Consider the following 21526-nt stretch of genomic DNA (forward strand, 5'->3'; position numbering starts at 1 on the left):
CATTATCATTATCATTATCAATAGCGGGTTTTATGTTAAAAAAATCATCACTCATGCTGGCGTTCTTGTTCATCGCCAAAGCCAGTTTCGCTACTGCACTGCCGGAATCACAGCAAAATAAAGAAAATGTACTGAAGTTTTATGACTACGCGTTAAATGATAAAGATTTTGCTGCTGCAAAGCCATTTCTTGGCGAGCAATACAAACAACACAACCCTACTGCGAAGGATGGCATTGACGGTTTCAGGGATTTCATCGAATTCCTGAAAAAGAAATACCCGGACTCCAGAAGCGAAATTAAACGCGTGCTGGTTGATGGCGATTATGTCGTTCTGCATGTCGCTGTTACTGGGCGTCAGCCGAACGTGACGCAGGCAATCATCGACATCTTCCGTCTCAATAAACAACATAAGATCGTTGAACATTGGGATGTTATCCAGACCGTGCCGGATACATCTGCTAACAGCAACGGTATGTTCTAACGACAAGTGTATTCATGTGTATTAGCGTAGACCTGATCTGACAGAGGTTTGTGCATACGAGTCGGTGTGAAGAGCTCTGAGGGAAAACTTAACCTCCTCCACCTTGCTGAAGATATTCTGCATGCTAAAGGGACTGAACCACATAACAATCGCTGTAAGTGACGTTGCAAGAAGTTTTGATTTTTACGTTAATACTCTTGGTTTTTACCTAAGGCCAGATGGACCCGTGGAGCTTACCTTTGTCTGGGAGATCTGTGGTTATGTCTTTCTGCTGATGCAGTGACCACCCGGGAGGATTACACTCATTACGCATTCAGCATCCGAAGCGAAGATTTCGATGTATATGCCAACTACCTAAAATCATCGGGTGTTACGGAGTGGAAAACAAACAAGAGCGAAGGAAAATCTATCTACTTTTTGGATTCGGATGGACACAAACTGGAAGTTCATGACGGCGATTTGGCAAGCCGTCTCAGCGCCTGTCTAAGTCAACCGTATGAAAAGATGGAGTTCTTCTAGCCCTTTAAAAAGGTGCTCAACGCTGATATTTGGATTAGTTTAAACGCTAACGACACGTTTCTAATCCCGGTACATTTAAAAGTCAACATCCGCTCATCGCTCAGAGCCGTCCTTGTAGGGTGTCAGTGAGGCAGCTCAGTGCCAGGAGCGGAGCTTTCTAAAGCAATTATGTGTCAATAAAGTGGATCCATGTCAGGGGCTTAGTTCATTGCAGAGATGTTATGGTAGATTGCTTGTCAGTCAGAAAACAACCTAACCAAACAACCAGGGAAAGGAGAGTAATCGGTATGACGATCTTAGTGACGATACAGGCTCAGCTCATTACTGGAGAAGCACAGGTGATAAAAAGCTTGGCTCCTGAGGGGATGCTTGCCGCCGTATTTGAAGACGACGGCCGGACCGGGTATTTTTACGCGCTCGATGAGTCCGTTGAAGGAAACCCGATTCAGGATGCTGTACATATCTACAATGTCGAGGATATTTCAGACGGCCACATTCCTTCTGACGTTAAAATTGGTTGGTCAGAAGACAGTCAGAAGTGCGTGCTCCTTATCAACGGATATCCGCATGGAGCGTTCGATTTCGTGGGGAAAAATGGGTACTGCAGAAGCGGATTTCCTCCCCCGATAAACAAGGTATGGTCTGTGTCCGGCCATGAGTGGAGCGATTCGGTTGATGACTTTTTCCGGTGAGTTATGGTGGGCTTAACGGCTGCCGCTATTCTCTACCCATATTAATAATGTCACTCTGAAGAGGGCGGACGATGTCCGGGATTCAAAGGTGATAAACTATGTATTCCGAATGTCCGCTCTTCGCTCATTGCAGACCTCCAGCCAATTTTGTTTATCCGTTCCATATCAGAATCAAATGTGAACGTTCTATATAAAAGGTCAAGGTGGCCTTCATCATAAATACCACGTAATCGGACAACCGACAGGGTTTGACTCAGACAGTTGTTTACATCATGCCAAGTCCAGCAATATCGATAGCTATTTAGCGAATGCACTCGCGAAAGCCTTTTATATCACCTGTCCATCTTTTCGTATTTTCCCTAACATAGTCCACGTGTTGTTCTTCTTCTCTTATATGTGTTTTTGTTGTAGTTCAATATTGAGAATCAAAAGCAAAAGAATCATAAGAGTGTTTTAGAATGTTTTATCCATAATGTTAACCATTAATGAATTTAAAGTAACATTCCGTAATGTTTCACTTTTTTATTTCTCATAGACGAGAATTTGCATGTCATGATATAATGTGACAGAAAAACGTGTCGCTTTATTAAGCTGCCGTTAATGTAAATACATTTTTGAGGAGACTGTTCCAGTGGGACGTAAATGGGCCAATATCGTTGCTAAAAAAACGGCTAAAGACGGTGCAACGTCTAACGTATATGCAAAATTCGGTGTAGAAATCTATGCCGCTGCTAAACAAGGTGAACCAGACCCAGAATCAAACTCAGCGTTAAAATTCGTTATTGAACGCGCAAAACAAGCCCAGGTTCCAAAGCACGTTATTGATAAAGCCATTGATAAAGCCAAAGGCGGCGGAGACGAAACGTTTGTGCCAGGCCGTTATGAAGGCTTTGGGCCAAATGGTTCAATGGTCATCGCTGAAACATTGACTTCAAATGTTAACCGCACGATTGCCAATGTCCGCAACATCTTCAATAAAAAAGGCGGCAATATCGGCGCGGCTGGTTCTGTCAGCTATATGTTTGACAATACCGGCGTGATTGTATTTGCAGGTACTGACCCTGACCGTATTTTTGAAATTTTGCTGGATGCTGAAGTAGAAGTTCGTGATGTTACCGAAGAAGAAGGGAACATCATTATTTATACTGAATCTACCGATCTTCACAAAGGCATTGCAGCGTTAAAAGCAGCGGGCATTACTGAATTCTCAACAACAGAATTAGAATTGATTGCTCAAGCAGAAATTGAACTTTCAGAAGAAGATTTAGCAATCTTTGAAGGTCTCGTTGATGCGCTTGAAGCTGATGATGACGTTCAAAAAGTCTATCATAACGTTGCTAATCTCTAATTAAAGCGACTGTCATTATGGCAGCTTTTTAAATGATAAAGCTGCTATAAACAGTATATCTGACCAGATATACTGTTTATAAAAATAGATGAAAATACCGTCTGCCAAAAGAAGTTATATTAATTGAAGTCCCTGGTCCTAACTATCCGGTGATAGAGGATAAAGGAGCACCTGCAAGTTCAGCCTCTCGAAATACGTTTCAAAAAAAGAAGTCACGGCTATTTATGCAAGAGGGCAGTCCAGTAATTAACTGCCAGCTACTCCCCGTCCATATCCCCAAGACAAGAAATATACTTCTCCCCCGAAACACGCACGATTTCATCGGCATTCTGTGTAATATCTTTCCCTTCAAACGCGCCGTAGAGTTGCTTAAATTTCACCGTACTCAGTCGTTGGATGATGTCGCGAACCGTCGCGGCTGGCAGCGGCAGCAGATTAGGGTAACTCCACATAAACGAGACGGCACGTGCGCCGGGAGTGACCTGCACGATGTCGCCGGAAAGTACCACGCCTTCATCTCGCGCCCAGTGCAGAACGCAGCCGCCCGCAAAATGTCCGCCGAGGCGGATAACCTGGACATCGCGGGTCAGCTCAAGGGCGTCGCCTTGCCAAAAACGTATCCACGGGCTGTCGCGCATGACCCACCGGCGGTCATTGGCATGAAGGTAAATGGGGGCGTTAAATTCCGCGGCCCAATCCTGCATGGTGCTGTAGTAATGAGGGTGCGATATGGCGATGGCCTTAAGCCCCCCGAGAGAGTGAATGAGCGTTTTGGTGGCGTCATCGAGCGTGGGAATACAGTCCCACAAAATATTGCCCTCTGGCGTGCGGAGAATAAACGTGCGTTGGTCGATGGCAAAATCAGGCACGGTGCGGATGCTGAGGAGAGAATCGTCGTGCTGTTGCCACGTATTGGTGTGCGAAGCGCAATGGGCGTCAAAATCGACCCATTGCTGCCCGCTTGCGGGAATATACTGGCGTTCATCTTCACAGATAGGGCAATGCGTAGGATGGGAATCGGTTATCTCATAGGATGTCCCACAGGCTTTGCATAATGTAATCATTCCGTTCCCCTCAATTTGCCATTTCGCCAACGTCGCACTCGGTAGGTGCTGTTTCATAACGATTTAAACACAGTCAGCCTGGCACACCCGGATATCGCGATGTGCTTGTTCGTGCGGTCGTTGCTGAGATATGGCCCGCAATCTCTGATGACGATTTCCCAAACGCGACGGAAAATCCCCGCCATTGCCTAACCCGGTATCAATCCAGTACTGTTATTGGAAATAAAATAATCATAAAGCGGGCATATGCATCTGGATTTTCGCCAACTACGCAACTTCGTCGCGCTGGTTGAATACGGCAGTTTTAATCGTGCGGCGGAAGCGGTCTGCCTGTCGCAGTCAGCGTTCAGCCGCAGCATTCAGGCGCTGGAGCAGAGCGTCGGCCATCCGTTATTCGACCGACAAAGCAAGCTCCCGACGCTGACATTGCATGGGCAAAAGCTGCTGCCCTATGCGCGGCGCTTTCAGGAACTCAATGTTGAACTCAGCAGCCAGCTGCGTGAAGCGGACGATGCGCAAAACGGTGAGGTGGCCTTTGGCTGCGGCCCGGCACCCGGCGCGCGGTTGATTCCAGCGGCCGTCGGCGAGTTTCACCGACAGCTCCCGCAGGCGCGGGTGCGCTTTCATATCGATAACTGGTTTGCCCTGCATCACGCGCTCACGACTCAGCAGTATCCGTTTGTCGTTGCCGATAGCTGGCAGGCCGAACTGGACCCGCAGCTGCGCGTTCAGCCGCTCAGTCCGCAGCGCTGCTTTTTTGTCTGCCACGCCGAGCATCCACTGGCGCAGCAGGGGCCGGTTTCCATTCAGACCATGCTGCGTTATCCCTTCGCCGCGCCGTATTTACCGCCGGGCGTGCGCAAGGTACTGGCCACGCTCAGCCAGCAGCAGGACTTTACCCCGGCGATCCAGTGCGATCATATCTACGCGCTGCTTTCGACGTTAGCCCATACCGATGCGATAAGTTTTGCCAGCGAAGATGGCTTCGCACTGTGCCAGCACAGTCATCGACTGGTGAAGCTGGAGCTGAGCGATTTGCCGGATGAGTGGCGGCTGATGCAGACCCGGTTTGCGATTATCTCCCCGGTTCATGCGGTACAGCCGCCGCTGGTGGAAAAGCTGATTGAGATTATCCTCCTGCTTGACCGCCAGCATCACAGTTTGAGGCTGGCGCAGGGGGAAGGGGCTTAACCGGCGTTGGCGGGTTGGCCTTTGCTATCGTACTGCGGCCACTGTTTTTCCAGTTGCTGGGTTTTCAGCGCCTGCTCAACAAACTGGCCGTCGGCCCACTGGCTGGCGTCAAATGCGCTGCGGATTAGACGGCCCGCTTTCGCCTGTTCCACGCTGCTGCTAAAACTGTCGGCCAGGAACGGGTCGATACGCGGGGAGGTGCTAAAGTTAAGTTCCTGCGGTTTTAACTCTTCGAGGAACAGCGCCTGCGGGATCTGGCTCTGTTTGGCCATCTAGGCGGACCAGGCTTGAGTATTGGCTGGGTCGCTGATCTCAGCCGCATTTTTTACCAGCACGTTAATAATCTGCTGGGTTGCCTGCGGCCAGCTTTCGATAAAGGTTTGGGTGCCGAGGAACGCCGCTTGCGTGGTGTTCTGGCGGCCCGAATCACCGCTTTTCACTACCACATCAATCTTATCGCCGCGCAGCGCCAGCAGGGAGACGCCGCCCCACACTGCATCCACGCGCCCGGCCGCCAGCGCCGCTTTACCGGCGGTCCAGTCGAGATTAATCACCTGCAGGCTGCGCTCATTGAGGCCAACGGTCGCCAGCGCGCGGTCAAAAGCCAGCTGATCCGCCGTGCCGCGATACACCGCCACCCGTTTGCCTTTCAGGTCCGCCAGCGTTTTAATCCCCGAGGCTTTGGTCGCTGCCAGATACGATTCGGAACCACGGCTGCCCAGCAGCAGGCGCGTCGGCAGGCCGTTAGCTTTGCCAATAATCGCCGCCAGATCGCCAAGATAAACGAAATCCAGCTGTCGGTTGGCTAAGGCTTCATTCACAGCCGGGCCCGCGCCTTTGAAAAATTGCCACTTCACTTCCACGCCCTGCGGCTTAAACACCTCTTCCAGTTGATGGCGAATATAGGCCATCCCGACCGGCCCCTCGATAAACGGCTGGCTACCGGCGCTTTGATCCGGCACGCCGATGCGAATGGTGCGCAGCTCCTCGGCCTGGGCGCTGGCCAGCAGGCCAAACACGGCAACCAGCGCCAGCGAGGTACGGCTCAAAAATGCTTTCATCATAAGTTATTGCTCCAGTGAGTTTTTTCCTCACCCTAATAAGCCAATGGGCAAACTGTTAAATGCTTTTATTCGCAAAGAATGGGTGAAAAAAAGCTAAATCAGAGGCGGCGTGCCCGGCAGGCTGAAATGCATTCGTTGCATCGGGATTATTCGCTTAACGCAATGGCGGCGCGGCGCAAGGCACGTTTTTATAGCGACATAACTTGCCGATAAGTGGACCAATATGTCGCAGATGATTTTAAGAACAGGCATGGCCGGTAGGCCGAGCATCAGGCTTAACGGCTGGCCGTGGCTGCTGCCGGTATTGGTGCTGCTGCTGTGGTTCGTCGCCGCGCAGCTGCGCTGGATGCCGGAGCAAATCCTGCCCGCGCCGTCGGTGGTCGCCGAGACCGCGTGGTCGCTGTTAAGCGGCGATCTGCTGGCGCAGTGGGGATTTAGCCTACAGCATCTGGCCCTTGGCCTGCTGCTGGGGGCGATAGCCGGCACGCTGCTTGGCGCGCTGTTTGGTCTGGTCCCGGCTGCCGCCCAGCGGATCGAACCGCTGTTTTATGCGTTGGCGCAGATCCCAACGCTTGGGTGGATCCCGCTGTTTATGGTGCTGTTCGGTATCGATAACGGCCTCAAGCTGGCGGTGATTGTGAAAACCACCGTGGTGCCGATGACCATCAACACTCAGCAGGCGGTTTCCAGCGTGCCGCTGGCGCTCAGTGAAGCGGGCAGGGTGATGAATTTTTCCCGCTGGCAGCGGCTGCGCTGGCTGGTGCTCCCGGCGAGCCTGCCGGGCTGGTTTACCGGCCTGCGGCTGGCGCTGTCACAGGCGTGGGTTTCGCTTATCGTGGTTGAACTGCTGGCCTCCTCGGAAGGGATTGGCTACCTGATGGTCTGGGGACGTCAGCTGTTTCAGCTGGATATTGTCTTCGTCACCATCGCGGTCGTTGGCTTCAGCGGCATGCTGATGGAATGGGCGGCAAACCGCGCCTATTCGCGGCTGGTGTTCTGGCCGCAGCCTGCTGCCGGTCGTCTGGCGTGGAAACCGCAGGCCAGCTGGCGTGCGCTGCAATTACCCCTAGTTCTGCTGGTGCTGTGGCAGCTCGCGAACCAGTGGGGCTGGATTGATGGGGCGCTCTTCTCGTCGCCGCTGGCGGTGGGCGAGCGTTTCGTGCAAGGCGTGGTCAACGGCGAGCTTAGCGCGGCGATGCTGGCTAGCCTCGGTAGGGCGTTGGTTGGTGGCGCTATCGGCATTGCCAGCGGCCTGCTGTGCGGGCTGCTGCTGGCGCTGCGTCCACGCGCCGGGCAGATTTTCACGCCCACCCTTAACGTCCTGCGCCATATCGCGCTGTTTGCCTGGCTGCCGTTGCTGACCGCCTGGGTCGGCAACGATAACGGCGGCAAAATCGTCTTTATCGCGCTGGCATCGTTCTTCCCGATGTTCTTTAGCACGCTTCAGGCGGTGCTCCAGCGTAACCCGCAGCTCGATGAAGTGGCCCAGGTATTGCGTTTAAGCGGCCTGACGCGCCTGCGTCGGCTGATCCTTCCCGGCGCCGCGCCGGGGATTTTTGCCGGGCTGCGGCTGGCGCTGATTTACGCCTGGCTTGGCAACATCGGTGCCGAATACTTCATGTCCTCCGGCATCGGTATCGGCAGCCTGATGATCAATGCCCAACAGCTGCTGGATATGCCTACCATTCTTTGCGGCATGGTGCTTATCGGTATTACCGGTGCGGCGCTGGATAAAGCCGGACGTTTACTGGAATTTCGCGCCACCCGCTGGCGTCAACAGGAGCAACTATGACCGCATCGACTTTGGTCTCTTTTCAGCACGTGCGTAAATCCTGGCAACAGGTGACGGCCGTGCACAATTTCAGTCTCGACATTGCCGCCGGTGAACTGGTGGCGCTGGTGGGCAGCAGCGGCTGCGGGAAATCGACCCTCCTGCGAATGTTGGTTGGCCTGGAATCCGTTACCCAGGGCGATATTCGTATTAACGGCGAACCGGTGACCGGCGTCGGTAAAGAGCGCGGCATCGTGTTTCAGGAACCGCGCTTGTTTCCATGGCTGAACGTGGTCGACAACGTGATGCTGGGGCTGGCGGATGAAAAACTGAGCCGTGGGGCGAAGCGCCAGCGGGCGCTGGAAATGCTCGACCGCGTGCAGCTCACCGAGTTTGCCAGCGCCTTGCCCGCGCAGCTTTCCGGCGGTATGGCCCAGCGGGTGGCCATTGCGCGAGGTCTGGTCGCCCGGCCGCAAATTCTGATGCTGGATGAACCTTTCGGCGCGCTGGACGCCCTGACGCGCCATACCCTGCAACAGGAACTTTTACACATTCATCAAAGCGCGGGAACCACTACGCTGCTGGTGACCCACGACGTGGAAGAGGCGGTGGCGCTTGCCGACCGGGTGGTGGTGCTGTCGCCGCGGCCGGGGCGCATCAAAGAGATCGTCAGCCTCGCTCTGCCGCATCCACGCCAGCGTGATGACGCTTCGTATACCGCCGCCTGCCGGCATATCCGCAATCTGATTACTTCTGCCTGATTTTATCTTTAAGGAGCAACAACATGGGATTTCCTTCCGTTTATCCGACCGGCGCGACCCTTTACGATCCAAAGCGTGCCTGGAGCGGCTACACCCTTTTTCAGGCCACCGAACACGGCGCGGTGCTGGTGGATATGAACGGCCAGGTGGTGCGTGAATGGCCCGAGCTGCACGGTTTTCCGAATAAAATTCTGCCCGGTGGTGCGATCCTTGGCCACAGCGGCGAGCGCGATCCGCGCTACGGCATGCAGGATATGCTCGACCTTATCCAGGTCGATTGGGAAGGTAACGTCACCTGGTCATTCGATCGCTACGAGAAAGTGAGCGATCCGGGCAATGAAACGCGTTGGATGGCGCGAGCGCATCACGACTATCAGCGTGCGGGCAACCCGGTGGGTTACTATGCGCCGGGGCTGGAACCGCAGGTGGAAGGGGGGAATACCTTGATTCTCGCCCATACCAACCTGGTGAACGAAGACATCTCTGACAAGCAACTGCTCGATGACACCATTATCGAGGTCGACTGGCAGGGGAACGTGGTGTGGGAGTGGCGCTGCAGCGACCATTTCCACGAGCTGGGCTTTGACGATGCGGCGCGGACTGCGTTGTACAACAACCCCAACATGCGTGCCAGCGGCGGTGGGATGGGCGACTGGATGCACATTAACTCGATGTCAGCGCTGGGGCCGAATAAATGGTATGACGCGGGGGATGAGCGTTTCCATCCCGATAACATCATCTGGGACGCCCGCGAGTCTAATATTATCGCCATCATCGATAAGCCCAGCGGCAAAATCGTCTGGCAGCTGGGCCCGGATTACAGCAAGCCGGAGCTCAAGCACATCGGCTGGATTATCGGCCAGCACCACGCGCATATGATCCCGCAGGGACTGCCGGGCGCGGGCAATATCCTGATTTTCGATAACGGCGGCTGGGCCGGGTATGGCGCACCGAACCCGGCTTCAGCGGATGGGGTGAAAAACGCCTGGCGCGACTATTCTCGCATCCTCGAGATCAACCCGCTGACGCTGGACATTGAATGGCGCTACTCGCCTTACGAGGCGGATCTGCCGCAGCCGACCGATTCTTACCGTTTCTACAGCCCGTATATCAGCAATATGCAGCGTCTGGAAAACGGCAACACGCTGATTAACGAAGGCTCTAACGGGCGTATCTTTGAAGTCACGCATGACCACGAAATTGTCTGGGAATATATTTCGCCTTACTGGGGCAAGACCTTGAACAACAATATGGTCTATCGCGCCTATCGTATTCCGTACGCGTGGATCCCGCAGCTCACACAGCCGCAGGAAACACCAATCGTACCGGTGGATGTACGCACGCTGCGCCAGCCGGGTGCCGCGGCGGGGACCGCGCAAAGCGTGGTGCGCGTAGCGGGTGTGCAACCGTACAGCAAAAGCGCCGATGCGCTGTGCGTGGCGACCGACAACGACACCCTACGCCGCAGCCCTAAGCTGTTCCGCGTGGCGGAAAGTGCCTTTACGCCGGTAAGCTCGGCGGATGATTTGGTGAGCGAAAGCACGATATTGCTGTTTGTCGGTGCCGAGCGCTGCGTGCATTGCCGCAAGCTCTGGCAACTGCTGGCGCATGAGAAACTCGCGCGCCAGATTGCGCCGCTGGAAACCCGCTATCTGGATGCCGACCTGCATCAGGAACTGGCCACCCGCCTGGGCGTACGCGGGTTGCCGACGCTGCTGGTCATCAAACAGGGGCAGCCAATCGACCGCGCCCCGGCGCAGCTGTCGGTGGAAAACCTGCACCAGTGGCTGAACGGCGTCATTGGCTGATGAGAACTGCCCGGCCCTGGGAGAGAGACTCAGGGCAGGGCGGTGTGTTTTATGCCCGCCCAGCGATAGCAGACTCAGTCTGCCGCAGATTATCGATAATAAACTCAATGAATACCCGAATTCTGTGTGGCATATGCTGGGCTTGCGGGTAAACCAGATAGAAGGGGCGTGTTGCGCGATTCATTTCAGGCAATACTTCTTGTAATTCATTACGGTCCAGCGCGTCAGCGACGACAAAACGATATATCTGATAAATTCCAGCGCCATGTTTCGCCAGCGAAACTCCCGCCAGATAATCCTCCGAACAGAGCAAATTGCCCTTTAGGGTTATTTCTGTCTGTTTTTTGCCCATACGTACCAACCATCCCGCCTGTCGCCCGCTGCCGGGTAGCACAAACTGAATACACTGATGCGAGGAGAGACAGTCAAGGCTCTTCAGCGGTGGATGCTGCCCGAGATAGCCGGGAGAGGCTACCATCAGCAGTTCGGCATCCTCTAGTTTACGGGCAATCAGGCTGGAGTCGTCCAGTTCGTTGCCGCGGATAGCTAAATCGTAATCATCACGCGAGAAGTTGACGCAGCGGTTGCTGACGTGAAATTCCAGTTTAACCAGAGGGTATCGTTGCTGAAACAGGGGGATCAGGGGAAATAGCCGCCAGTGCGCGTAGGCGGCAGGCAAGCTGATACGCACGGTACCGGAAGGGGCTTCCTGCTTCCCGGTCGCCTGTAGCTCTGCGTTGTGCAGTAAGGTCATCGCTGCGTGGCACTGTTCTGCATATTGCCGACCGGCATCGGTCAGCCTGACCTACCGGGTGGAGCGGATAAACAGCGGAATACCCAGACGCTCTTCCAGTCGCATGATGGTTTTGCTGACGGCCGCAGGGGAAATGCCTGCGGCCTGTGCGGCGACGGTGAAGCTCTGGTGTTCTGCGGCAAGGCAAAACAGCTCGATACTGCTGATCATGATGTCGTTCAAACGCTGCGTCATAGTTGTTCGGTGTCCTTAACGACGGGCGGGGCGCATGCCATGATATACGACGAGCGACGAGAGTCACGCCTGGGCTGATGGTGACCCCGCTTTAAGGCGCAGCGCGGTGACGGTCTCGCCGCCCACGCCCCAGTTGTCGGTATTGATCTCATCGATGACCACATACGTCGTAGACCGCGGCTTATTCAACACCTGCTCAAGCAATAGCGTAGCCCCTTCAATCAACTGCTGTTTTTGCCGCGCAGTGACCTTTTCATCGGTGATTTTAATATTGATGTAAGGCATATTTCCCCCGGATTACCACTTGCCCGCCGTTGAACCGCCGTCCACTGCCATAATGGTGCCGGTGACGAACTGCGAGTCGGCCAGATACATCACGGCATTGACGATATCCTGCACGTTACCGACCTGATGCGTCGGTGCCATGTTTTTTAGCGCTTCCAGAGTTTGTGGGTCCTGAGAGTGCATCGGGGTAGCGATAATCCCGGGTGCAATGGCGTTGACCATGATCCCCGCATCGGCCAGTTCCAGCGCCAGGCCCTTCACCGCATGATTAAGCCCACCTTTCACCATGACAGGAAGTAGTGCGGGGACATCGATATTAGGCTGCATGGCAATGGCCGCGGTAATCGCCATGATATGACCGCCGCCATGGGCGCGCATATGCTCTGCCGCCTTTTGAGCGGGATAGAAAAATCCCTTCATATTGACGGCCAGCATGGTTTCGACATCGTGCTCGGTATAGTCGGCGACCGGTCTGGAAATGAATACCCCGGCGTTATTGACCAGAATATCGACTTGTCCAAAACGCGCCTCGGCCTCGGTGAACAGGGTTTCTGCGGTGTCGGGCAGCGCAATATCACCGGCGACCAGCAGCAAATTTTCCGGCGAATCCCATTCTTCTGCCGCTTTTTCCAGATCCAAACGACTCCGGGCATTGGCCACCACGTTGTCACCCCGGCTCAGAAAGGCCTGAGCGATGGCAAACCCAATACCGCTTGAAGCGCCGGTGACGATGACAGATTTCGTTTTCATGATTGTTTCCTTCAGTGGTTATGACTTGAGGGAAACTATATGGCAGTGAGGAAGGGGAATGAACGACGCTGGGATTGTATCTATTGTTCCTTGAGGGAATAACTGGACGCTGCAATGTGAAACGCGGTGGATTTCGCCACCGCGTTAATGCGGAAACTTATTCGGCTGCAGCCTGTGCGATATCGCTCTGCACCTGCTTACGCTGTTCTGGCGTCAGCACCTGGCTCAGATCAAAGTAGTACTTCACTTTGTAATAACGGACCTGCTGGTCAACGTTACTGAATGCGGAAAGCTGTTTCTTAACGCCGCTCTCATCCCATTTACCGGACTGGATCATGTCGATGATCATCCCGTCTTTAACATCTTTCAGCGAGATACCTTTGACGTTTTTGACCATCTGATCGTGCAGGCTGTTGATTTTGGAAACCTGAGCATCGCTCAGCTTCAGGTGCTGAACAATCGGGTCTTGTGATGGTGCTGGAGTGGTCGTGGTAGCTGCTTGAGAAGCGAAGGTTGCGCCAGCCAGCGTAGCAACCAATAAAGCGGTGCGGGTAAATTTAAGCATTTTGATCATCCATAACGTTCAAGTAACAGGGGGAATCCCACTTTTTTGCCGGGTTCATCATAGGTTGCTTGTCGTTGATGACGCTTGCTGATTATTGTTTCCGCTGGTAACGATGAGAAACAATCACTTCGTGAAATCATACTTGGTTACTTACATCAGCCCTCTCTATTTCAGCAGTAAATCCATTGTTTTTGCAAATGCGAAATCGGTCGAAGCAATGGCGATTTTTGCGCATAGGTTATCGGCTGTGGCGAGATTTTACCGTTAAATAACAATTGCTTTGGCGATAACCTTTTTTGTTATAAGGAATAACGAATCGTTATTTGTTCCGTTCAAGACAGTGTGGGAGCGTAAAAAGACAATACAAAAACAGGGTATCGAGAACATTATGGCAAAGACAAAACAGACTCTCACACAACTCGCACTGCTGGTGGGCCTGACGGCAACCGGGCTCGCCACATTCACCGCACAGGCAGACCAACTGGCGGATATCAAAGCCAAAGGCGTGGTGAAGGTCGCCACCTTTGACGCCAACCCGCCGTTTGGTTCCGTGGATGCCAAAACCCACGAACTGGTGGGCTATGACGTCGATTTCGCCAAAGCGCTGGCTAAATCGCTGGGCGTGAAGCTGGAACTGGTGGCAACCAACCCGGCAAACCGTATCCCGCTGTTACAGTCCGGTAAGGCTGACCTGATTGTCGCCGACATCACCATCACTCCGGAGCGCGCGCAGGTTATTGATTTCTCCACCCCGTACTTTGTTACCGGGCAGCAGTTCCTGGTGCCTGCCAGCGGCGGCGACAAACTGGATGATTACAGCAAAGCGCGTATTGGCGCGGTGAAAGGCACCACCGGCGAGCAGACGCTGCATCAGCGTTTCCCGCAGGCGCGCGTGCTCTCCTATGACGATATTCCGCTGGCATTGACCGCGCTGCGCAACGGCAACGTGCAGGCCATCACTCAGGACAGTACTATCCTGGCCGGCCTGCTCGGCGAAGCGCCGGACAAAGCCAAATTCAAGATCTTGCCGGAATTGCTGAGTAAAGAAGAGATTGGCGTTGGCGTGAAAAAAGGCGAACCGGCGCTGCTGAAAGCGGTGAATGACGAGCTGGTGGCGCTGGAGAAATCCGGTGACGCGGCAAAAATCTATGATGTCTGGTTTGGCCCATCGACCAAAGCCCCGCAGCCGCGTTCCTTTACCATAGAAGCAAAATAATATGTTGTCGGCTTTACTCTCTCACTCCGCGGCCAGGGCCGCGGATTTTTCACATCTGCACAATGCCAGCGTGGTATTCCGGCAGGCGGTGAAACAATATGGCAGTCATCGGGTGCTAAATGGCATCGATTTGACAATTAATTCCGGCGAAGTGGTAGCGATCCTCGGGCCTTCCGGATCCGGGAAATCGACGCTGATTCGTCTTATCAATCAGCTGGAAACCCTCAGCGGCGGCGAAATTCTGGTCGATGATAAACCGACCCGCCAGTTGAGCGGAAAAGCACTGCGCCAGCTGCGCAGCCGGATTGGCTTCGTCTTCCAGCAGTTCAACCTTTATGCCCACCTGACGGCGGCGCAGAATATTGCGCTGGCGCTGGAGTCGGTACACGGCTGGAAGCGGAACGAGGCGCAAAAACGGGCGCGGGAGCTGCTTGAGCGCGTGGGGCTGGCTGAAAAAGCCGACGCTATGCCGTCCCAGCTTTCGGGCGGCCAACAGCAGCGCGTGGCCATTGCCCGGGCGCTGGCCTCGTCGCCGCAGATCATTCTCTTTGACGAGCCTACCTCGGCGCTGGATCCGGAGATGATCGGCGAAGTGCTGCAGGTCATGAAATCGCTGGCGCACAGCGGGATAACTATGATCGTGGTAACGCATGAAATGCAGTTTGCCCGTGAAATTGCCGACCGGGTGGTGTTTATCGACGGTGGCGATGTGCTGGAAGTGGCGCCGCCCGCCGAATTCTTCGCCCGCCCGCAGCATCCGCGCGCGGTCCGTTTTCTGCAAAAGGTGCTCGACCCGCTGCATCAGAATCGGAGCGAGTGATGATGCATTTTGACTGGCAGGGGGTGCTCAGCGGGCAGCCTCTGCAATGGATTATTTCCGGCTTTCTCACCACGCTGTGGGTGACGCTTGCCGGAATGGTGCTGGCCAGCGTGCTGGCGACGCTGTTCTTGCTGCTGCGTCTGGCAGGGGGGCGGCTGGGACAGGGGATCACCGCCTGCTGGGTGTCGGTATTCCGCAATACCCCGCTGCTGGTGCAGCTGCTTTTTTGGTATTTCGCCGCCTGGAATTTTCTGCCACAGGGGCTGCGTGATTTCGTCAATGACCCGCACGACTGGTCAATTCTTCCGGGCAACGTGTGGTGGCTGACGCCGGAGTTTCTGTGCTCGGCTTGGGGGCTGGGGGTGTTTACCTCGGCGTTTTTGATTGAAGAGGTGGCCGCCGGGCTGCAGAGCGTGCCAAACGGCCAACGCGAGGCCGCGCTGGCGCAGGGCTTTACCACCGCGGGATTACTGCGTCACGTTTTGCTGCCACAGGGTCTGGCCAACGCCTGGCAACCGGTAGTCGGGCAGTATCTCAACCTGATGAAACTCTCTTCTCTTGCCAGCGGCATCGGTTTTGCCGAATTGACCTATCAGGTGCGGCAGATTGAGAGCTATAACGCCCATGCGCTGGAGGCGTTTGCCGTGGGGACCGTGCTGTATCTGTTCACCGGGGTAGCGCTGGGGCTGCTGCTGACACGCCTGGGGCCAAAGCCGGTCGGTCAGGCGAAACGGGTGAGCGACGCGGTGGGCGCACAGGGAGGTATTCAACATGAACGCTAATCTGGCGGTTATTTACGATAACCTCGATTACCTGCTGTGGGGACGGCTGGCGGCGGGCGAACCCGGCGGCGTGGCGCTGACGCTGATGATGGCAATCGGTGCCGGTGCACTGGCATTGCCGCTAGGGATTTTGCTGGCCTGCATGGCGTGGCGTTTTCCCGGTACCGTGCGGCGTCTGCTGTATCTGTGGGCCGAAATTATTCGCGGTATTCCGCTGATATTTGTCATCTTCTGGCTATGGTATTTGCTGCCGATGCTGACCGGTAGCGACATGCCGGGGGCGGTCACGGTGACGCTGGCCTTAGCCTGGTTTACCGCCGCGATGGTGATGCACTCGGTGCTGGCAGGATTACAGGCCTTGCCGAAGGGGCAATTTGAAGCCGCCTTAACGCAGGGATTCAGCGCCGGGCAGAGCCTGCGCTTAATTTTGCTGCCGCAGACGCTGCGCAACGTGCTGCCGTCGCTGGTGGGGATTTTCATTGGGCTTTTGAAGGATACGTCACTGGCGTTTATTGTGAACGTACCGGAGTTAACCACGGTGGCGGGGCAGGTGAATAACCGGGTGCAAATCTACCCGACGGCGATCTTTATCTTTATCGGCGTGGTCTATTACCTGCTGTGCTTTGGGCTGGAGCGGGTGGCAAAACGCTGGCAGCGGCGGGTGGCGACGTAGCATTTATCGTGCCTGTGCGTGAGGTATAAAAAACGCCGACGCCGGAATATCCGTGCGTCGGCGCATTGGGCGCTATCAATCAGACGTTTTTACGTTCAATGGTTTGCTCGCCCCAGAACAGCGCGTCTTTGTCCGTTTTGCTGAAGGCCAGCTCAAGAACCGCATCGCTGCCTTCTTCCCAGATTTGTTCCGCGACTTTCTCATCGTATTTTGCCAGCTCAAAAATCGCCTCGGCGATTTCCGGTGAAGTGTTACGTAAGCTGGCCCATTCACCTACACGATGTGCTTTAGCTTCTTGTGTGGGCATATTCGGCTCCCTAACTTATTTGCTTTTCATTTTGACGGCCAGCCCCGCCACGTATTCGCCCTGATAGCGAGCGATCGCCAGTTCTTCAGGGCTTGGCTGACGTGAACCGTCCGCGCCGGCAATGGTTGTCGCGCCATACGGTGTACCACCGCGAACCTGCGAAACATCAAACAGTTCTTGCGCTGCATAGCCGATAGGCACAATCACCATCCCGTGGTGGGCAAGGGTGGTCCAGGTGGAGGTAATGGTCTGTTCCTGGCCGCCGCCGGTGCCGGTTGAGCTAAAGACGCTGGCCAGTTTGCCGTATAGTGCACCGGACGCCCACAGGCCACCGGTTTGGTCGAGGAAGGTCCGCATCTGTCCGGACATGTTGCCGAAACGGGTTGGCGTACCAAAAATAATCGCATCGTAATCTGCCAGTTCCTGCGGGGTCGCAACGGGAATGGCTTGTGCTTTACCGCCTGCTTTTGCAAAGGCTTCTGCGTGCATGGTTTCTGGTACGCGTTTGATGACAACATCGACGCCATCGACCTTGTTCGCGCCCTCGGCAACGGCCTTAGCCATCGTCTCAATGTGTCCATACATCGAATAATAGAGCACCAGAACACTTGCATTTCCACTCATCTTAACTCTCCTGTGTCAAATTGGTTGGTCATTTAACAAGCCCTATTAAGCATAGTCGCAAATAGGGGGAGTGCTGCATTGCACCGGCAATAAATCAGTGAAAAAGAGGCTCTTTAGGTAGGAAATTAGTGATATGTATATTATTTGAGCGAAATGAGTTTGTGTTTCGAGTGAAAATTACGGCGATATTGATAATTTTTATAAATAGTACGGACCATTAACTATTTATTAGATTGATTGTTATCAACAACCCCGATGGGTGAGTACGCGAGAATTAACTTGAGCACAGGGTCATAACGAAGGTCGGTGGATGAGTAAATTGATGGTGGCGGTAGTCGTGGCGGGTGCGAGCCTGGTCGTGGGGGCTCTGACGCCCGTGCAGGCCGTCGAACAGCATGCGCAGATAGCGAGACCGCGCGTTTATAAGGGCTTTGATGTGACGGTGACTCGGGTCGGTGAGCGGGTGACGGTGAATGGCGAAGCGGCGCGCAAACAGGAGTCGAATGTGGATGCAGATGTGTTTATTCGCGGCCCGTACCGGATTGTTTTTCATCGCCGCACGGGGAAAGTGAGGCTGATGAAAGATGGCCAATATCTGGGAATTCTGAAGTAAGTCTGCGCGCTTGCCACTGACGCAGAATGACACATTTTTTTGCGTCGTTTTTTCCCCAGCATAATAATCGATTAGGTCGCCAGTTACGCCTCCCGGGCTAAAATCTGGCGACAGATATGACAAAGTATGACCAATCCCCGCCGTACCTCTTTGTGGCGACTACCCTTATTAGTACCTGCGCAACCGTGCGGGTGATTACGCTTTTCATCTACGTAATGCACTGTATCGTTCTCTCAACTGGAGGTCAGTAATGGCAAACCATCGTGGCGGTTCAGGCAACTTCGCCGAAGACCGTGAAAGAGCATCAGAAGCAGGTCGTAAGGGGGGCCAGCATAGCGGGGGGAACTTTAAAAACGATCCTCAACGCGCCTCAGAAGCGGGCAAAAAAGGAGGGAAGAATAGCCATGGCAGTCATCGCGGCAGCTAGCGATGAATGGCAGGTTAACGTTTCTCCACGCCGCCGGTTAATCCCGGCGGTTTCTTTTTTTGGCCGTAGCCCGCAAAATAGGTATTGATGTCGTCAATAAAAAGGAGAGGGCGCATGGCTCAGGATGCAGTAAAGAAGAGTGGCAAACGTTCACTGGCGGTGAGCGCCAAGAAACAGGCCATTCTTACCGCCGCGCTGAATACCTTTTCGCAGTATGGGATCCACGGCACGCGCCTCGAGCAGGTGGCGGAACAGGCCGGCGTCTCCAAAACCAATCTGCTGTACTACTTCCCGTCTAAAGAGGCGCTTTACGTCGCCGTGATGCAGCAAATCCTCGATATCTGGCTGGCGCCGCTGAAGGCGTTTCGCGAAGACTTAGCGCCGCTGGTAGCAATCAAAGAGTATATCCGTCTGAAGCTTGAAGTTTCACGCGACTACCCGCAGGCCTCAAAGCTGTTCTGCCTCGAAATGCTGCAGGGTGCGCCGCTGGTAATGGATGAACTGACCGGGGATTTGAAAGCGCTGGTGGCGGATAAATCGGCGATTATCGCCGCGTGGGTTCACGCGGGCAAACTTGCGCCCATCGACCCGCACCATCTGATCTTTATGATCTGGGCAACCACGCAGCACTACGCTGACTTTGCCACCCAGGTGGAGGCGGTGACCGGTAAAACGCTGCGCGATGAAACCTTCTTCCAGCAGACCGTCGAAAACGTCCAGCGAATCATCATCGACGGTATTCGCGTGCGTTAGTTCGCCGGTGGCAGTGGGCAGCTCAGGTCACCTTCCTCGCACTGTAGCAGCGAAGCCAGGTACGCTTCGCGCTCCTCGGTCTTATCTGCCAGGCACTGGCTGTGAATCATCGGCTGAATGCTGCCGCCTTCGGTACCAGAACTGATAAAGGCGCAGTCCGCATCGCGAAGGGTAATCCACGCGGTTTGCGCTTTTTTCAGTAATTCACGCTGTGCGGGCTGGGCACGCTTGAGCACATCCTGCCAGGTCTGGTTCAGTTTTTTGTCGGCAGCCTGATACTGGTTGGCCGCGCAGGCGTTGATATCTGCCTGAGTGCTGGCGCTGGCGCAATCGTCCGCCAGCGCGGAGCCGCTTGCCAGCAGCAGGGCAAGAGCCGGTAATGCACGTTTCATTGATTTACTCCCCAAAGATATTCAGTCAAACCCGATAGGCTCAGGATATAACACGATTTTACCGCGGAATCTCCTCCAACCACCGTGCGTTTTTCTGAAAATGAAAGCTAACGCAACGATCGGATAGACGCATCAGGGGGAGAAGGTTGATTATTCCCCGTTGGACGCGGCGTTGGGTGAATAAAGGGAGATTATCATTAATGTCAGGCGCGGAGATTCCGGTGAAGTTAGGGCTTTATAACCTGGCATGGCCGATATTTGTAGAACAGCTGCTACGGCTGATGCTGGGCTATGTCAGCGTGTTTATGTTGGGACACTATTCCGACGAAGCCGTTGCCGCCACCGGCGTTGCCAACCAAATTTTAGCCATCTCGGTTATTTTCTACGGTTTTCTCACCGTCGGCGTGCAGATTGTGGTGGCGCAGCTGCTTGGTGCAAAGCGCTTTAAGCGGGTGGAGCGGGTCATTACCAACGGACTGGTGGTGGCGTTCTTCCTCGGCGTGGCGATGAGCCTGATTTTTATCTTGCTCGGCGACACCTTCCTGCGGCTGCTTGGTCTGAGTGAAGCGCTGGTCAGGGTGGGATCGCCGTTTATCCGTATCATTGGCGGTATTTCGGTGGTGATCGCCCTCTATTCTTCCATTCTCCCCATTCTTCGTACCCACGGTTACGTACGCCAGGCGATGGTGGTGCCGATTACGGTCAGCGTGATTAACGTCGTGCTTAACTACCAGTTCCTCTACGGCAAGCTGAGCTATCTCGGGCTTGGCGTTACCGGTGTGGGCATTGCCGTCTGTGTCGCCAACGTGGTCGGGATGATTATCTCGGCGTGGATGTTGCGAAAGTATATTGGCTATACCTTTCACTGGCAGAAGCTGCGGCAGTGCTCGCGCAAAATACTGGGGGCGATTTTACGCTATGGGCTGCCGTCGGCGGGAGAAAACCTCTCTTACGCCGGGTCGCAGCTGGTGGTGACCGTGATTATTGCCCTGCTGGGAACGGAGGCGCTCACCACCAAAGTTTACGCCTCGACAATCAGCCAGTTCGTGGCGCTGTTTGCTATTTCTATTGGTCAGGCTTCGCAGATTATTATTGGCCGCGCGGTGGGGGCAGGGGAAATTGACGCCGCCTATCAGCAGGGGTTAAGAAGCTGGCGCTTGGGGCTGATGGTGGCGCTGACGATAAGCGTCGCCATTTACCTGTGCGCCGAGCCGATTATGCGGCTGTTTACCGCTAACCTTGAGGTCATTGCCCTAACCAAGCGGCTGTTTATGTTTTCTATTTTGCTCGAGCTTGGACGGGCGACCAATATCATTGTCATTAGCAGTCTGAACGCGACCGGTGACGTTCGTTTTCCGTTTATCTGCGGGATTATCGTGATGTGGATTGTTAGCCTGCCGTTCTCGTGGCTGCTGGGGCTACATTTGGGGCTTGGGCTGGTGGGGGTATGGCTGGCATACATCATTGATGAAGGGCTGCGGGCAATGCTGATGTATCGGCGCTGGCGCAGCCGGGTGTGGACGACCAAGTCGATGTTTTAAAAAGTAATAGCAGATATTCCGTTCACTTTATGTTTGCAGAAGATGCAACAACAGTACCCGTGAACGGGCGAAGGGGGGCGCCGCGCCCCC

The 21526-nt window shown here is 54.6% G+C and carries 24 protein-coding genes and 2 pseudogenes; 16 read left to right on the forward strand and 10 right to left on the reverse strand.

The annotated features are described in order from the left end of the window. The first annotated feature begins 32 nt into the window (after positions 1-32). The 4 genes and pseudogenes from LZ634_RS20835 (at position 33) to LZ634_RS20850 (ending at position 3041) form a co-directional block, all read left to right on the forward strand. On the forward strand, positions 33-482 hold the full coding sequence (locus LZ634_RS20835; protein ID WP_234508672.1) for an ester cyclase: 450 nt from the start codon (positions 33-35) through the stop codon (positions 480-482). A gap of 121 nt (positions 483-603) precedes the next feature. Beyond that, positions 604-1001, forward strand: a pseudogene (locus LZ634_RS20840) (VOC family protein). A gap of 287 nt (positions 1002-1288) precedes the next feature. Then, on the forward strand, positions 1289-1693 hold the full coding sequence (locus tag LZ634_RS20845; RefSeq protein WP_234508631.1) for a DUF2251 domain-containing protein: 405 nt from the start codon (positions 1289-1291) through the stop codon (positions 1691-1693). Between the two features lie 631 nt (positions 1694-2324). Beyond that, the gene (locus LZ634_RS20850; protein WP_234508632.1) at positions 2325-3041 is read left to right on the forward strand and encodes a YebC/PmpR family DNA-binding transcriptional regulator; all 717 of its coding nucleotides are present in this window, start codon (positions 2325-2327) and stop codon (positions 3039-3041) included. Between the two features lie 257 nt (positions 3042-3298). Here the strand turns inward: LZ634_RS20850 and LZ634_RS20855 are convergent, their stop codons facing one another. Then, positions 3299-4105, reverse strand: coding sequence for an MBL fold metallo-hydrolase (locus LZ634_RS20855; protein WP_234508634.1), 807 nt, complete (start codon positions 4103-4105; stop codon positions 3299-3301). A 246-nt stretch (positions 4106-4351) separates the two neighbouring features. Here LZ634_RS20855 and LZ634_RS20860 point away from each other — a divergent pair, with 246 nt between their 5' ends. Then, entirely contained in the window at positions 4352-5296 is a 945-nt protein-coding gene (locus LZ634_RS20860; protein WP_061279967.1) for a LysR family transcriptional regulator, read from the forward strand. Here the strand turns inward: LZ634_RS20860 and LZ634_RS20865 are convergent. Continuing rightward, a pseudogene (locus LZ634_RS20865) lies at positions 5293-6360 on the reverse strand (ABC transporter substrate-binding protein). The gene LZ634_RS20860 and the pseudogene LZ634_RS20865 overlap by 4 nt on opposite strands. A 223-nt stretch (positions 6361-6583) precedes the next feature. Here LZ634_RS20865 and LZ634_RS20870 point away from each other — a divergent pair. From LZ634_RS20870 to LZ634_RS20880, 3 genes are read left to right on the forward strand one after another with little or no spacing between them, the layout of a single operon-like run. Continuing rightward, positions 6584-8152: an ABC transporter permease gene (locus tag LZ634_RS20870; RefSeq protein WP_234508637.1), complete on the forward strand. Its 1569-nt coding sequence runs from the start codon at positions 6584-6586 to the stop codon at positions 8150-8152. Beyond that, a complete protein-coding gene (locus tag LZ634_RS20875) occupies positions 8149-8892 on the forward strand; it encodes an ABC transporter ATP-binding protein (RefSeq protein WP_234508639.1) in 744 nt (247 codons plus the stop codon). The genes LZ634_RS20870 and LZ634_RS20875 overlap by 4 nt, the downstream gene beginning before the upstream one ends. A gap of 23 nt (positions 8893-8915) precedes the next feature. Continuing rightward, positions 8916-10700: an aryl-sulfate sulfotransferase gene (locus tag LZ634_RS20880; RefSeq protein WP_234508642.1), complete on the forward strand. Its 1785-nt coding sequence runs from the start codon at positions 8916-8918 to the stop codon at positions 10698-10700. A 49-nt stretch (positions 10701-10749) separates the two neighbouring features. Here the strand turns inward: LZ634_RS20880 and LZ634_RS20885 are convergent, their stop codons facing one another. The 5 genes from LZ634_RS20885 to LZ634_RS20905 form a co-directional block, all read right to left on the reverse strand. Then, on the reverse strand, positions 10750-11454 hold the full coding sequence (locus LZ634_RS20885) for a substrate binding domain-containing protein (protein WP_234508643.1): 705 nt from the start codon (positions 11452-11454) through the stop codon (positions 10750-10752). A 51-nt stretch (positions 11455-11505) separates the two neighbouring features. Further along, positions 11506-11688 (reverse strand): helix-turn-helix domain-containing protein, encoded by a 183-nt coding sequence (locus LZ634_RS20890; RefSeq protein ID WP_234508645.1) that lies wholly within the window; start codon positions 11686-11688, stop codon positions 11506-11508. 63 nt (positions 11689-11751) lie between these two features. Further along, positions 11752-11973, reverse strand: a complete 222-nt coding sequence (locus LZ634_RS20895) for a tautomerase family protein (protein ID WP_234508648.1) — start codon at positions 11971-11973, stop codon at positions 11752-11754. 12 nt (positions 11974-11985) lie between these two features. Further along, positions 11986-12723, reverse strand: a complete 738-nt coding sequence (locus LZ634_RS20900; RefSeq protein WP_234508650.1) for an SDR family NAD(P)-dependent oxidoreductase — start codon at positions 12721-12723, stop codon at positions 11986-11988. A 157-nt stretch (positions 12724-12880) separates the two neighbouring features. Then, complete coding sequence (locus LZ634_RS20905) at positions 12881-13288, reverse strand: Spy/CpxP family protein refolding chaperone (RefSeq protein ID WP_234508652.1); 408 nt, start codon at positions 13286-13288, stop codon at positions 12881-12883. A 388-nt stretch (positions 13289-13676) separates the two neighbouring features. On the opposite strand from LZ634_RS20905, the gene LZ634_RS20910 reads away from it, so the two are divergent. The 4 genes from LZ634_RS20910 to LZ634_RS20925 are packed head-to-tail and all read left to right on the forward strand — an operon-like array spanning position 13677 to position 16779. After that, entirely contained in the window at positions 13677-14504 is an 828-nt protein-coding gene (locus tag LZ634_RS20910) for an ABC transporter substrate-binding protein (RefSeq protein ID WP_234508654.1), read from the forward strand. A gap of 1 nt (position 14505) precedes the next feature. Further along, the gene (locus LZ634_RS20915; protein ID WP_234508655.1) at positions 14506-15324 is read left to right on the forward strand and encodes an amino acid ABC transporter ATP-binding protein; all 819 of its coding nucleotides are present in this window, start codon (positions 14506-14508) and stop codon (positions 15322-15324) included. After that, positions 15324-16106, forward strand: a complete 783-nt coding sequence (locus LZ634_RS20920; RefSeq protein WP_234508657.1) for an amino acid ABC transporter permease — start codon at positions 15324-15326, stop codon at positions 16104-16106. The genes LZ634_RS20915 and LZ634_RS20920 overlap by 1 nt, the downstream gene beginning before the upstream one ends. Further along, positions 16096-16779, forward strand: a complete 684-nt coding sequence (locus LZ634_RS20925) for an amino acid ABC transporter permease (protein ID WP_234508659.1) — start codon at positions 16096-16098, stop codon at positions 16777-16779. The genes LZ634_RS20920 and LZ634_RS20925 overlap by 11 nt, the downstream gene beginning before the upstream one ends. Positions 16780-16858: 79 nt before the next feature. Here the strand turns inward: LZ634_RS20925 and LZ634_RS20930 are convergent, their stop codons facing one another. Together LZ634_RS20930 and wrbA are read right to left on the reverse strand one after the other, a co-directional pair. Continuing rightward, positions 16859-17086, reverse strand: a complete 228-nt coding sequence (locus LZ634_RS20930) for a YccJ family protein (RefSeq protein ID WP_234508660.1) — start codon at positions 17084-17086, stop codon at positions 16859-16861. Positions 17087-17101: 15 nt separating this feature from the next. Then, complete coding sequence (wrbA, locus tag LZ634_RS20935) at positions 17102-17710, reverse strand: NAD(P)H:quinone oxidoreductase (protein ID WP_234508662.1); 609 nt, start codon at positions 17708-17710, stop codon at positions 17102-17104. Between the two features lie 310 nt (positions 17711-18020). On the opposite strand from wrbA, the gene LZ634_RS20940 reads away from it, so the two are divergent. From LZ634_RS20940 to rutR, 3 genes are all read left to right on the forward strand, one after another. Next, a complete protein-coding gene (locus LZ634_RS20940) occupies positions 18021-18323 on the forward strand; it encodes a hypothetical protein (protein ID WP_234508664.1) in 303 nt (100 codons plus the stop codon). 250 nt (positions 18324-18573) lie between these two features. Further along, positions 18574-18750: a general stress protein gene (locus LZ634_RS20945; protein ID WP_035896676.1), complete on the forward strand. Its 177-nt coding sequence runs from the start codon at positions 18574-18576 to the stop codon at positions 18748-18750. A gap of 114 nt (positions 18751-18864) precedes the next feature. Then, on the forward strand, positions 18865-19503 hold the full coding sequence (gene rutR, locus LZ634_RS20950; protein WP_234508666.1) for an HTH-type transcriptional regulator RutR: 639 nt from the start codon (positions 18865-18867) through the stop codon (positions 19501-19503). On the opposite strand, the gene LZ634_RS20955 is transcribed toward rutR, so the two are convergent. After that, positions 19500-19895, reverse strand: a complete 396-nt coding sequence (locus tag LZ634_RS20955; protein ID WP_234508668.1) for a lysozyme inhibitor LprI family protein — start codon at positions 19893-19895, stop codon at positions 19500-19502. The genes rutR and LZ634_RS20955 overlap by 4 nt on opposite strands. 200 nt (positions 19896-20095) lie before the next feature. Between LZ634_RS20955 and LZ634_RS20960 the strand changes: the two genes are divergently transcribed. Further along, positions 20096-21436 carry an MATE family efflux transporter gene (locus tag LZ634_RS20960; protein WP_234508670.1) on the forward strand — a complete coding sequence of 447 codons (1341 nt, stop codon included), beginning with the start codon at positions 20096-20098 and terminating at the stop codon, positions 21434-21436. Positions 21437-21526: the final 90 nt, after the last annotated feature.

The sequence above is a fragment of the Kluyvera intermedia genome, assembly GCF_021440345.1.
Taxonomy (GTDB): domain Bacteria; phylum Pseudomonadota; class Gammaproteobacteria; order Enterobacterales; family Enterobacteriaceae; genus Kluyvera; species Kluyvera intermedia_A.

What these genes read in the sequence shown, in the direction of transcription:
- LZ634_RS20835 (WP_234508672.1), top strand. Translation starts at nt 33, where the DNA reads ATGTTAAAAAAATCATCACTCATGCTGGCGTTCTTGTTCATCGCCAAA.
- LZ634_RS20845 (WP_234508631.1), top strand. Translation starts at nt 1,289, where the DNA reads ATGACGATCTTAGTGACGATACAGGCTCAGCTCATTACTGGAGAAGCA.
- LZ634_RS20855 (WP_234508634.1), bottom strand. Translation starts at nt 4,105, where the DNA reads ATGATTACATTATGCAAAGCCTGTGGGACATCCTATGAGATAACCGAT.
- LZ634_RS20860 (WP_061279967.1), top strand. Translation starts at nt 4,352, where the DNA reads ATGCATCTGGATTTTCGCCAACTACGCAACTTCGTCGCGCTGGTTGAA.
- LZ634_RS20870 (WP_234508637.1), top strand. Translation starts at nt 6,584, where the DNA reads ATGTCGCAGATGATTTTAAGAACAGGCATGGCCGGTAGGCCGAGCATC.
- LZ634_RS20875 (WP_234508639.1), top strand. Translation starts at nt 8,149, where the DNA reads ATGACCGCATCGACTTTGGTCTCTTTTCAGCACGTGCGTAAATCCTGG.
- LZ634_RS20880 (WP_234508642.1), top strand. Translation starts at nt 8,916, where the DNA reads ATGGGATTTCCTTCCGTTTATCCGACCGGCGCGACCCTTTACGATCCA.
- LZ634_RS20885 (WP_234508643.1), bottom strand. Translation starts at nt 11,454, where the DNA reads ATGACCTTACTGCACAACGCAGAGCTACAGGCGACCGGGAAGCAGGAA.
- LZ634_RS20890 (WP_234508645.1), bottom strand. Translation starts at nt 11,688, where the DNA reads ATGACGCAGCGTTTGAACGACATCATGATCAGCAGTATCGAGCTGTTT.
- LZ634_RS20895 (WP_234508648.1), bottom strand. Translation starts at nt 11,973, where the DNA reads ATGCCTTACATCAATATTAAAATCACCGATGAAAAGGTCACTGCGCGG.
- LZ634_RS20900 (WP_234508650.1), bottom strand. Translation starts at nt 12,723, where the DNA reads ATGAAAACGAAATCTGTCATCGTCACCGGCGCTTCAAGCGGTATTGGG.
- LZ634_RS20905 (WP_234508652.1), bottom strand. Translation starts at nt 13,288, where the DNA reads ATGCTTAAATTTACCCGCACCGCTTTATTGGTTGCTACGCTGGCTGGC.
- LZ634_RS20910 (WP_234508654.1), top strand. Translation starts at nt 13,677, where the DNA reads ATGGCAAAGACAAAACAGACTCTCACACAACTCGCACTGCTGGTGGGC.
- LZ634_RS20915 (WP_234508655.1), top strand. Translation starts at nt 14,506, where the DNA reads ATGTTGTCGGCTTTACTCTCTCACTCCGCGGCCAGGGCCGCGGATTTT.
- LZ634_RS20920 (WP_234508657.1), top strand. Translation starts at nt 15,324, where the DNA reads ATGATGCATTTTGACTGGCAGGGGGTGCTCAGCGGGCAGCCTCTGCAA.
- LZ634_RS20925 (WP_234508659.1), top strand. Translation starts at nt 16,096, where the DNA reads ATGAACGCTAATCTGGCGGTTATTTACGATAACCTCGATTACCTGCTG.
- LZ634_RS20930 (WP_234508660.1), bottom strand. Translation starts at nt 17,086, where the DNA reads ATGCCCACACAAGAAGCTAAAGCACATCGTGTAGGTGAATGGGCCAGC.
- wrbA (WP_234508662.1), bottom strand. Translation starts at nt 17,710, where the DNA reads ATGAGTGGAAATGCAAGTGTTCTGGTGCTCTATTATTCGATGTATGGA.
- LZ634_RS20940 (WP_234508664.1), top strand. Translation starts at nt 18,021, where the DNA reads ATGAGTAAATTGATGGTGGCGGTAGTCGTGGCGGGTGCGAGCCTGGTC.
- LZ634_RS20945 (WP_035896676.1), top strand. Translation starts at nt 18,574, where the DNA reads ATGGCAAACCATCGTGGCGGTTCAGGCAACTTCGCCGAAGACCGTGAA.
- rutR (WP_234508666.1), top strand. Translation starts at nt 18,865, where the DNA reads ATGGCTCAGGATGCAGTAAAGAAGAGTGGCAAACGTTCACTGGCGGTG.
- LZ634_RS20955 (WP_234508668.1), bottom strand. Translation starts at nt 19,895, where the DNA reads ATGAAACGTGCATTACCGGCTCTTGCCCTGCTGCTGGCAAGCGGCTCC.
- LZ634_RS20960 (WP_234508670.1), top strand. Translation starts at nt 20,096, where the DNA reads ATGTCAGGCGCGGAGATTCCGGTGAAGTTAGGGCTTTATAACCTGGCA.